At 65.0% G+C, this 10346-nt stretch carries 10 protein-coding genes; all 10 read left to right on the top strand.

Annotated elements, in window-relative coordinates; genetic code table 11:
- On the top strand, nucleotides 1–1266 hold a 1266-nt coding region (locus ACVOKO_RS14490; RefSeq protein ID WP_346499607.1), incomplete at its 5' end, for a fimbria/pilus outer membrane usher protein.
- Nucleotides 1254–2273, top strand: coding sequence for a Csu type fimbrial protein (locus ACVOKO_RS14485; RefSeq protein ID WP_346499606.1), 1020 nt, complete (start codon nucleotides 1254–1256; stop codon nucleotides 2271–2273). The genes ACVOKO_RS14490 and ACVOKO_RS14485, both read left to right, overlap by 13 nt.
- A 312-nt stretch (nucleotides 2274–2585) precedes the next feature.
- Entirely contained in the window at nucleotides 2586–3395 is an 810-nt protein-coding gene (gene rpsB, locus ACVOKO_RS14480) for a 30S ribosomal protein S2 (RefSeq protein WP_346499605.1), read from the top strand.
- 134 nt (nucleotides 3396–3529) lie between these two features.
- A complete protein-coding gene (gene tsf / locus ACVOKO_RS14475) occupies nucleotides 3530–4408 on the top strand; it encodes a translation elongation factor Ts (protein WP_346499604.1) in 879 nt (292 codons plus the stop codon).
- Nucleotides 4409–4568: 160 nt separating this feature from the next.
- The gene (locus ACVOKO_RS14470) at nucleotides 4569–6074 is read left to right on the top strand and encodes an HDOD domain-containing protein (protein WP_346499603.1); all 1506 of its coding nucleotides are present in this window, start codon (nucleotides 4569–4571) and stop codon (nucleotides 6072–6074) included.
- A 109-nt stretch (nucleotides 6075–6183) separates the two neighbouring features.
- Nucleotides 6184–6912, top strand: coding sequence for a UMP kinase (gene pyrH, locus ACVOKO_RS14465; RefSeq protein WP_057628490.1), 729 nt, complete (start codon nucleotides 6184–6186; stop codon nucleotides 6910–6912).
- A 75-nt stretch (nucleotides 6913–6987) separates the two neighbouring features.
- Nucleotides 6988–7545 (top strand): ribosome recycling factor, encoded by a 558-nt coding sequence (frr, locus tag ACVOKO_RS14460; RefSeq protein ID WP_346499602.1) that lies wholly within the window; start codon nucleotides 6988–6990, stop codon nucleotides 7543–7545.
- A 3-nt stretch (nucleotides 7546–7548) separates the two neighbouring features.
- On the top strand, nucleotides 7549–8322 hold the full coding sequence (gene uppS / locus ACVOKO_RS14455) for a polyprenyl diphosphate synthase (RefSeq protein ID WP_346499601.1): 774 nt from the start codon (nucleotides 7549–7551) through the stop codon (nucleotides 8320–8322).
- Entirely contained in the window at nucleotides 8319–9137 is an 819-nt protein-coding gene (locus ACVOKO_RS14450; protein WP_346499600.1) for a phosphatidate cytidylyltransferase, read from the top strand. Before uppS ends, ACVOKO_RS14450 begins: the two co-directional genes overlap by 4 nt.
- Nucleotides 9138–9139: 2 nt before the next feature.
- The gene (locus ACVOKO_RS14445) at nucleotides 9140–10333 is read left to right on the top strand and encodes a 1-deoxy-D-xylulose-5-phosphate reductoisomerase (protein WP_346499599.1); all 1194 of its coding nucleotides are present in this window, start codon (nucleotides 9140–9142) and stop codon (nucleotides 10331–10333) included.
- The last annotated feature ends 13 nt before the right edge of the window (nucleotides 10334–10346 follow it).

Here is a 10346-nt window from a genome sequence, read left to right as displayed (position 1 = left end):
ACCCGGGCGACCCAGGCCGTTGTGGCCCGCACCGTGCGGGGGGCGGGCGTGGGCGGGGCGGCCCGGGGGGGGCGCCGCGCCGGGGTGCTCGATGCCTCCTTCAGTGGCAGCCAAGCCAACGGCCAAGGCGGCAACCAGCGCACCCTGGGCTATCAATGGAATGCAGCGGGCTTCAGTATTTCGGCCCGCACCCAGCGCCGCAGCCGGCAGTTCGTCGACGCGCCGGCGCACCTGACCCGGTCACTGCAATCGCGCCGCAGCGATCAGCTGTTTGTCGGCTTCGGCACCGCGCGCAGTGGTCAGTTCAGCCTCAACTACATCCTGCAGGACTATCCCGGCAGCCCGCGCACCCGTCTGCTTGGCGCGGGCTGGTCGCGAAGCCTGCGTGACCATGCCTGGGTCAGCGCCCAGTTCAATCGCGACCTGGGCAGGCAGGGCATGGACAGCGCCAACCTGTATGTCTCCGTACCGCTGGATCGCCGCACCCAGCTCAGCACCTCGCTGCGCCACGGTGCCGATGGCGACGTGCTGGCGGTGGAAGCCAACCGCAGCCAGCCGCTCGACAGCGGTGGCTGGGGCTGGCGGGTGCAGACCCGCATGGGCGCGCAACGCAGCCAGAGCACCGAACTCAATCACCTGGACGAACACGGCCGCTGGCGTTTCGGTGTTGATCATGACAACACCGTGGGCACGCTGGCCTATCTGCAGGGCACCGGCAGTGTTGCCTGGTTCGGCAGCGGCCTGCACATGCTGCGTCGCGCCGACGACGCCTTCGCGCTGGTTTCCACCAATGGCATGCCCGGGGTGCCGGTGCGTCTGGAGAACCGCCTGGTCGGCAGCACCGATGCGCACGGCGAACTGCTGGTGGCGCCCCTGCGTGCCTGGCAGCGCAATCTGCTCAGCATCGACCCGCTGGCGCTGCCCTTGGATGTGCAGGTCGACGTGGTGCAGCAGCAGGTGGTGCCGGCTGCGCGCAGCGGTGTGCGCGCCAGGTTTCATCTGCAGCCCAGCCAGCCACTGGACCTGCGCATCCTCGGCCCGGACGGGCACTGGCTGCCCGCCGGCACCGAGGCCGTGGTTGAACGTGACAATCGCCGCCTGGCCGTCACCGTGATCGGCCATGACGGGCAGCTTTACCTGGGCAGCGCGCCAAGCGGTGCGCGATTGCGCATCCGCCATGCCGGCGGGGAATGCGTGATTGCCCTTCCCGACACAGCCACCACCGCTCCCTCAGCGCCCACCGAGCCCTTGCAATGCCGACCTTGAACGCGCGCATTCCCCCCCGGCAGCCCAGCCACCGCTTCCCGTTCACGCTGCTGCTTGCCCTGCTGCTTTGGCTGCCGTTGCTGGCCGAAGCACAACAATCGTGCCGGGTGGTCAGCTCGACGCTGATGGATTTCGGTACGGTCTCCACTGCGGGTAACACTGACGCCTCGGCCAATTTGTCCATCAGCTGCCAAGGCCTCCCCGGGGTGCCGGTGCAGGTGACGGTCTGCATCTTCGTCGAAGAGGGTTTCCCATCGGGCATGGCGCCTCGCCGCATGGGCAACAACGCTGGCGCCTTCATGGCGTATGACCTGTATGCCAATGCCGCACGCACCCAGCTCCTTGGCCCGTTCGGGCGCAACTACGATATTTTCTACACCTTCCTGTCCCTGCCGATCATCGGGTCTGCGCAGTACAGCCTCAGCGTCTACGGTCGTGTGCCGCCCGGCCAGAACCTGCCTGCGGCCTACAGGTACGAGAACGCAATGAGCCAGGGTTTGCTGCGTTACGTCTTTGCTGCCCCATTTGCAGGCGCATCCTCTGGAGAGAACTGCAGGGATGGGGTGGCGCCCATTTTCGGCAGCGCCGGCCAGAGCACGTTCACATTTGGCGAGGCCCAGGCCCACGTTGCCGACAACTGCGTCATCAACCTGGCCAGCGACCTTGATTTCGGCACCGTCTCCCAAGGCGACGCCCCACGTGACGCCACTGCCCTGATCCAGCTGCGCTGCGCCACCGATACCGACTGGTTTGTGACCCTTGGCACCGGACTGAACCCCACCTCCAGCGGTAATCGACGGATGGTCTCCAACGGCAACTTCCTGCCGTACGCCCTGTACAGGGACCGGGCCTTGCTGCTTCCCTGGGGGAGTACGCAGCTCAATGCCGTTGCTGATTCAGGAGACAATGAAGACGTCTCGCTCACGGTCTATGGCCGGGTGGTCCCACAACCGGCGACGGTACCCGGCAGCTATAGCGATACGATCACAGTCACCCTGACTTATTGACGCCCATTCAGCAGGCCCCGGCGCCGCGCCCACGGGCCAAATTGCGCCCAGGCCGGGCAACGGCTATACTTCGCCGGCTTTGTTGGGCCCCTGGCCCCTCGAAACACGCTGACACCGGGCGCCACCGGTGAATCCTCACCTGTCGCCCCCATCCGTGCCGGGGTGCCCTGTCAAACAGGGTTCGGCCACGGAGGCAACAGGGAAGCCCAACCCCGGAACTGTTTGCGCACTCTTATAAGAAGTCGCGCATCGCAGCACGATCCCAACAAACCGGACGCGCGCGGTGTCAGTTCCACCATCAGGAGTTTTGCAATGCCCCAGATCACCATGCGTCAGATGTTGGAAGCCGGCGTCCACTTCGGCCACCAGACCCGTTACTGGAACCCGAAAATGGGCCAGTACATCTTTGGCGCCCGCGGCAAGATCCACATCATCAACCTGGAAAAGACCGTCCCGCTGTTCAACGATGCGATGAACTTCATCTCGTCCGTTGCCCAGAAGCGCGGCACCATCCTGTTCCTGGGCACCAAGCGCAGCGCACGCGAATCCATCAAGGAAGAAGCAGAGCGTTGCGGCATGCCCTTCATGAACCAGCGTTGGCTGGGCGGCACCCTGACCAACTTCGCCACCGTGAAGAAGTCGGTTGCCCGCCTGAAGGAACTGGAAGCCGGTGAATCCGACGGCACCTTCGACAAGCTGGTCAAGCACGAAGTGCTGGGCCTGCGTCGCGAGCGTGACAAGCTGGAAGCCTCGCTGGGCGGCATCAAGGAAATGAACCGTCTGCCCGACGCCATCTTCGTCATCGATATCGGTCACGAAGACATCGCCATCAAGGAAGCCAAGAAGCTCGGCATCCCGGTGATCGCCGTGGTTGATACCAACTACAACCCGGAACTGGTCGATTACGCCATCCCGGGCAACGACGACGCCATCCGCGCTGTGCAGCTGTATGCCCGCGCCGCTGCTGACGCCGTGCTGGAAGGCAAGGCCGCTACTCCGAACGCCGCTAACGTGCGCGAAGAAGAGTTCGCCGACGCCCCCGCTGCCGAAGAAGCCAAGCCGGCCCGTCGCGCTCCGGCCAAGAAGGCTGCAGCCACCAAGGGTGACGAGGCTTCGGCCTGATCCACCCCGGCGGGCGCAGTCACTGCGCCCGCTCCCCCTGTACCGGCGCCAATGGTGCCGACTGCTGACAGGGCTGCGTAACAACGGCCGGCCATCATGGCCGGCCTACCCCTTTCTATTGATGAGGTAATTCCATGGAAATCACTGCTTCCCTGGTCAAGGAACTGCGCGAGCGCACTGGCGCCGGCATGATGGAGTGCAAGCGCGCTCTGTCCGAGACCAACGGCGACATCGACGCAGCGGCCGAAGCCCTGCGCAAGTCCGGCGCTGCCAAGGCCGACAAGAAGTCCGACCGTGTCACCGCTGAAGGCCGCGTTGGCGTTGCCAGCGAAGGCGGCAAGGCTGTGCTGGTCGAAGTGAACTCGGAAACCGACTTCGTTGCCAACGACGTCAACTTCAAGGCGTTCGTCGACGCCGTCGCCGCTGCCGCCCTGGCATCTGGCGCCGCCGACGTTGAAGCCCTGAAGTCGGTCAAGCTGGCCAGCGGCGAAACCGTCGAAGAAACCCGCGCCACCGCGATCCAGAAGCTGGGTGAAAACATCCAGATCCGTCGCCTGGTCAAGATCGACGGCGCCAACACCGTTGGCACCTACGTGCACAGCAACGGCAAGATCGGCGTGCTGGTCGAACTGGCTGGCGGCAACGCCGAGCTGGCTTCGGGCCTGGCAATGCACGTGGCCGCGATGAACCCGCCGCACAACAAGGCTGCCGACGTTCCGGCCGACTTCGTTGCAAAGGAAAAGGAAATCGAGCTGGCCAAGATGAGCGAAAAGGAAAAGGCCAAGCCGGCTGACATCCTGGAGAAGATCATCAGCGGCAAGATCAACAAGATCATCAGCGAAGTGACCCTGTACGGCCAGAACTACGTGCTGGACAGCGACAAGACCGTTGAGCAGGCCGTCAAGGCCGCTGGCGGCGACGTTGTCGGTTTCCAGCGTCTGGCTGTCGGTGAAGGCATCGAGAAGGTGGTGGAAGACTACGCCGCCGAAGTTGCCAAGGCGATGCAGGTCTAAGCACCCGCTGCCTGAAGCACCTGAAAAAGCCGCGGATTCCGCGGCTTTTTCTTTTATCGCAAGGCAACCACGCCATTGCACTCCCGGCACTGGACTACAGCACGCCTTCTTTGCTTAAGGCATCCTGTATGCTTGAACCACTGCCGCCTGCTTCCTTGACATGTCTCCCGAGCTTACTGCAGCCCTGTCCCTCTGCCGCAACCTGCCCTCGCCACCGGCCATCGCTGTCCGTTTGATCGAGCTTGCGCAGGATCCGGAAACCGACATCGCCAGCGCTGCGGATGTGATCGCGTTGGACATGGGCTTGAGCGCACGCATGATGCGCATCGCCAATTCCCCGCTGTACGCCAGCCGCCGCCGCATCGAGAACCTCGGCCAGGCATTGACCATGCTCGGCCTCAACGCCACCTTGCAGCTGGCGCTGGGCTTCAGCCTGTCGCGCGCCCTGCGCGAGGACCAGAACCACGCAAACCAGCTGGACGCGATCTGGCGGCGCAGCATCCTCAGCGCGTTGGCCGCACGCTACTTGGGCCTGGCACGCAATGTGCGCCGCGTCGAAGAACTGATGCTGGCCGGGCTGCTGCAGGACATCGGCATCCTGGCGCTGCTGCAGCTGCGCAGCGACAGCTACCCGGAGCTGCTTGCAAGCGCCGACAACAACGACGCACTACTGGCCCGCGAACGCACCATCCTGGATTGCAGCCACGCCGATATCGGCGCCGAGCTGTGCGAACAATGGGGCCTGCCCGCGTATCTGGTAGATGCCATCCGCCACAGCGAAGCACCGGCCGAGCCGGCCGATCTGTTCGAGCGTTGTGTCGCCCTGTCCGGAAGCATTGCCGAAATCTGGCTCAGCCAGGACACCGACCTGGCCCGCGACACAGCCCTGCGCCTTGTCCATGCGCAGCTGCAGATGGACAGCAGCCAGTTCGAGCAGGTGCTGCAGCAGGTCAGCCAGATGCTGCCAGAAATCAGCGCCCTGTTCGATGTCCCGGTGCCGTCCCCGGCGCGCATCACCTACCTGCTGGACCACGCCAGCGAACTGATGGCGCTGCGCAACCTGCGCGAGCTGCAGGACGCCAGCGCCTCCAAGCGGCGCGCCGATGATTTTGAACAACAGGCGCGCCGACTGGCCGAACAAGCCCACCTGGATGCACTGACCGGGCTGTTGAACCGGCGCCAGCTGGAAGTGGTTCTGGCGCAGGAATTCGACCGCGCCGGCCGCGCCGACCGGCCCTTGTCGGTGGCCTTCATCGACCTGGACGATTTCAAGAAGATCAACGACCAGCATGGCCACCTGGTCGGCGACCAGGTGCTGCAGGCTTTCGCCAGCCTGCTGCAGGGCCAGCTGCGCGGCAGCGATACGGTGGCCCGCTTCGGCGGCGAGGAATTCGTGGTGTTGTTCCCAGGCACCAACGAGCAGACCGCACTGGAAGTGATCCGCCGCGTACTCGGCGCGATCACCCAGACCCCGATCGTCACCGTCGCCGACACGCCCTTGCACGTCACCTTCTCCGCAGGCGTCGCCACCCATGGTGCCTACGAGCGCTTCACCGACATGCGCGACCTGCTCAAGGCTGCCGACGATGTGCTGTACCGCTCCAAGAACCTCGGCCGCAACCGGGTAATTGCCCGCGCACCGGACCCGCACCCCACCGCCTGCTGAACCGCGGAGCGATTGAGGCGCAGTTTGTCGCTGCATTGCAACAATAGATGTCACCTGAAACTGCGGCATCCGTTAGAATTCCCGCGTTTTCCAGCCATCTGAGGTCACCATGTCCAAACCCACCTACCGCCGCATCCTGTTGAAACTTTCCGGGGAGGCGCTGATGGGGGATGAGGACTACGGCATCGACCCCAAGGTGATCAACCGCCTGGCCCATGAAGTCATCGAGGCCCAGCAGGCCGGCGTTGAAATCGCGCTGGTGGTTGGCGGCGGCAACATCTTCCGCGGCGCAGGCCTGGCGGCTGGCGGCATGGACCGGGTCACCGGCGACCATATGGGCATGCTGGCTACCGTCATCAATGCCCTGGCCATGCAGGACGCGCTTGAAAAGGCCGGCGGCAAGGCACGGGTGATGAGTGCGATCAAAATAAATGATGTGTGCGAGGACTACATCCGCCGCCGCGCCATCCGCCACCTGGAAAAGGGCCGCCTGGTCATTTTCGCCGCCGGCACCGGCAACCCTTTCTTCACCACCGATTCGGGCGCCGCGCTGCGTGCGATCGAGATCGGCGCGGACCTGCTGCTCAAGGCCACCAAGGTCGACGGCGTCTATGACAAGGACCCGAACAAGCACGCCGATGCGGTCCGTTACGAGAGCCTGAGCTATGACCAAGTCATCAGCCAGGGCCTGGAAGTCATGGACACGGCCGCCTTTGCCCTGGCCCGTGACAGCGACCTGCCGCTGCGCGTTTTCGACATGAGCCAGCCCGGCGAACTGCTGAAAATCCTGCACGGCGAGCATATCGGCACCCTGGTGCACGGCCGCGACGCACACTAAACCCCGCTTCCGGCACGGTGGGCAGGGGTAATCGCCTATAATCGGCCGGTTCTAGAAACATCCAGGATTCGGCCGATGATCAACGATATCAAGCAAGATGCGCAGGCGCGCATGACCAAGAGCATCGACGCTCTGCGCCATACCCTCACCACCATCCGCACGGGCCGCGCTTCGCCGGCGCTGCTGGATGGCATCAAGGTCAAGGCCTACGGCACCGATACGCCCCTGAACCAGGTGGCCAGCATCAGTGTGTCCGAAGGCCGTTCACTGGTGATCACCCTGTTCGACAAGGGCATGATCAAGGAAGTGGAAAAGGCCATCTATGCCTCCGACATCGGCATCACCCCCACCACCATGGGCACCGTGATCCGCCTGAACCTGCCGCCTCTCACCGAAGAGCGCCGCAAGGAACTGGCCAAGTCGGTCAGCAAGGAAGGCGAAGAAACCAAGATCTCCATCCGCAACATCCGCCGTGACGCCAACCAGGAAGTAGCCAAGCTGCTCAAGGACAAGGCGATCACCGAGGATGACGACCGTCGCAGCCAGGAAGACATCCAGAAGCTGACCGACAAGGCGATCAAGGACGTCGACGAAGTGGTCAAGCTCAAAGAACAGGAATTGATGGCGGTCTGAGGCGTGTCCTCCGTCCCGCATAGCGACACAGCCGCCGCAGCCGTGCCTGGCCACATTGCCATCATCATGGATGGCAATGGGCGCTGGGCGCAGCAACGGCGGCGTCCGCGCATGATCGGCCACCGCGCCGGTGCCCGCGCGGTCAACCGCACCATCGATTTCTGCCTTGAACGTGGCGTCGGCGCACTGACCCTGTTTGCGTTCTCCAGTGAAAACTGGGGCCGCCCGCAGGAAGAAGTGGATTCGCTGATGAAGCTGTTCCTTGGCGCCCTGGACCGCGAGGTGGATGAACTCCACCGTCGTGGCGTACGCGTGCGCTTCATTGGCGACCGCAGCCGCTTCGCGGCCAGCATCGCCCAGCGCATGGACAAGGCCGAGCAGCGCACCGCGGGCAATACCGCGATGACCCTGAGCATTGCTGCCAGCTACGGCGGCCGCCAGGATATCGCCGCGGCCGCGCGCGCCCTGGCCGAACAGGTTGCCGCCGGCACCTTGTTGCCGGAGCAGATCGACGAGCAGGCCCTGGGCCAACACGTCGCCTTGGCCGACATGCCGCCACCGGACCTGTTCATCCGCACCGGTGGCGACACCCGCATCAGCAATTTCCTGTTGTGGCAGCTGGCCTACAGCGAGCTGTGGTTCACTGACGTGCTATGGCCGGATGTAGACGCGGCCGTCCTTCAACAGGCGCTGGAGGACTATGCCGGGCGCGAACGCCGCTTTGGCCTGACCAGTGCCCAGATCGCCGCCAACGCGGCACCGAGCGCACACTCATGACCAAAACCCGTGTGATCGCAGCGCTGATCATGGCCCCCGTGGCGATCTGCGCCATCCTGTTCCTGCCCTCGCAATGGCTGGCCGCCGCCGCCGCGCTGGTATTCCTGACCGGCCTGTGGGAGTGGCTCAGGCTCACCGGCGTGGTTGGCCTGCCGCGCACCGTACTGGTGGTGCTGAACCTGCTGCTGATGGTGCTGCTGGTCTGGGCTTCGGCCGGCAGCATGGTGTTGTTCCAGCTGGCAGCGCTGGTCGGCGTCGGCTTCTGGCTGCTGGCCCTGCTCTGGCTGCGCTTCTTCGACTTCGGTGCGCATGAGGAAAGCAGCGCGCGCATGCTGAAGCTGGCCGCCAGCACTCTGGCGATCATTCCGGCCTGGGCCTCACTGGTGCTGATCCACGCCGGGCCCAATGGCCACCTGTGGCTGCTGACCGCATTGACCCTGGTCTGGGCGGCTGATTCTGGCGCTTACTTTGCCGGCCGCACCTTCGGCAAGCACAAGCTGGCGCCCCGCATCAGCCCCAACAAGACGATTGAAGGCCTGCTCGGCGGGCTGGTTGCCGGCCTGCTCACCGCTGGCGTGTTCGGCTGGTTTGCCGGGGTGCAGATGTCGCAGTTCGGCTGGCTGATGCTGGTCAGCGCCGTCGCGGTACTGGCCTCGGTACTGGGCGATCTGTTTGAAAGCCTGCTCAAGCGCCATGCCGGCGCCAAGGACTCGGGCCACATCATTCCCGGCCACGGCGGCGTGCTGGATCGCATCGACGGCGTGCTTGCAGCCCTGCCGGTGTTTGCGCTGGGCAAGGAAATCTTCGGTTTCTGAACATGTCCACCTCTCGCTTACGTCAGGTCGCCATCCTTGGCGCCACCGGTTCCATCGGCACCTCGGCGCTGGATGTGATCGCCCGCCACCCGCAGCAGATGCGCGCCAGCGTATTGGCCGCGGGCAGCAATGTGGATGCCCTGCTCGCGCTGTGCCGCCAGCATCGCCCCGACCATGCCGCCATCGCCGAGCCCGCGCTGTTCGCGCGCCTGCGGGATGGGCTGAAGGACGCAGGCCTGGCGACCGAGGCCCACGCCGGTCACGCCGCGATTGATGCGCTGGCCGCCAGCGACCACGCCGACACGGTGATTGCCGCCATCGTCGGTGCTGCCGGCCTGTCCTCGACGCTGGCCGCCGCCCGTGCCGGCAAGCGCCTGCTGCTGGCCAACAAGGAGTCGCTGGTCCTGGCCGGCGAACTGCTGACCCGCGAGGCAGCCGACGCCGGCGCCGAGATCATCCCGATCGACAGCGAACACAACGCCATCTTCCAATGCCTGCGCTCACGCGATGCGCGGCTGGAAGCCGGCGTGCGTCGCATCATCCTGACCGCCTCCGGCGGCCCGTTCCGTGGGCGCAGCCGCGCCGAGCTGGAAGCGGTGACCGTGGCGCAGGCCGTTGCCCACCCGAAGTGGTCGATGGGGCCGAAGATCTCGGTCGATTCGGCGACGTTGATGAATAAAGGCCTGGAAGTCATCGAGGCCCACCACCTGTTCAACGTGCCCGCTTCGCGCATTGACGTGCTGGTGCACCCGCAGAGCCTGGTGCACTCGCTGGTCGAGTTCATCGACGGCTCAACCCTGGCCCAGCTTGGCCTGCCGGACATGCGCACCACCCTGGCAGTAGGCCTGGGCTGGCCACAGCGGATCGAATCCGGCGTCGCCGGGCTGGATCTGTTGACTCAGGGCCGGCTGGATTTCGAAGCGCCGGACATCGACGCCTTCCCCTGCCTGCGCCTGGCCTGGCAGGCGATGGAGGCCGGCGGCAGCGCCCCGGCCATCCTCAACGCCGCCAACGAAGTGGCTGTTTCAGCGTTTCTTCAGGGGCGCATAGGCTTCCTGTCGATCCCTGCGCTGGTGGAGCACACCCTGTCCACCCTGCCTTACGTGGCGGCCGATACACTGGACGCCCTGCTGGCAGCCGATGCCCAGGCCCGCCATATCACCGAAACCGCCATCGCCCGCCTGCCGAATGTCTGATCCCACCCTACAA

It is taken from the genome of Stenotrophomonas sp. STEN240, assembly GCF_056756175.1.
The sequence above is the reverse complement of the archived record's forward strand: the minus strand, read 5'-3'. Positions and strand labels throughout refer to the sequence as shown.

Excerpts from the sequence above, each read along its gene's own strand:
- ACVOKO_RS14470 (WP_346499603.1), top strand. The coding sequence starts at position 4,569 with ATGTCTCCCGAGCTTACTGCAGCCCTGTCCCTCTGCCGCAACCTGCCC.
- frr (WP_346499602.1), top strand. The coding sequence starts at position 6,988 with ATGATCAACGATATCAAGCAAGATGCGCAGGCGCGCATGACCAAGAGC.
- pyrH (WP_057628490.1), top strand. The coding sequence starts at position 6,184 with ATGTCCAAACCCACCTACCGCCGCATCCTGTTGAAACTTTCCGGGGAG.
- tsf (WP_346499604.1), top strand. The coding sequence starts at position 3,530 with ATGGAAATCACTGCTTCCCTGGTCAAGGAACTGCGCGAGCGCACTGGC.
- ACVOKO_RS14445 (WP_346499599.1), top strand. The coding sequence starts at position 9,140 with ATGTCCACCTCTCGCTTACGTCAGGTCGCCATCCTTGGCGCCACCGGT.
- ACVOKO_RS14485 (WP_346499606.1), top strand. The coding sequence starts at position 1,254 with ATGCCGACCTTGAACGCGCGCATTCCCCCCCGGCAGCCCAGCCACCGC.
- rpsB (WP_346499605.1), top strand. The coding sequence starts at position 2,586 with ATGCCCCAGATCACCATGCGTCAGATGTTGGAAGCCGGCGTCCACTTC.
- ACVOKO_RS14450 (WP_346499600.1), top strand. The coding sequence starts at position 8,319 with ATGACCAAAACCCGTGTGATCGCAGCGCTGATCATGGCCCCCGTGGCG.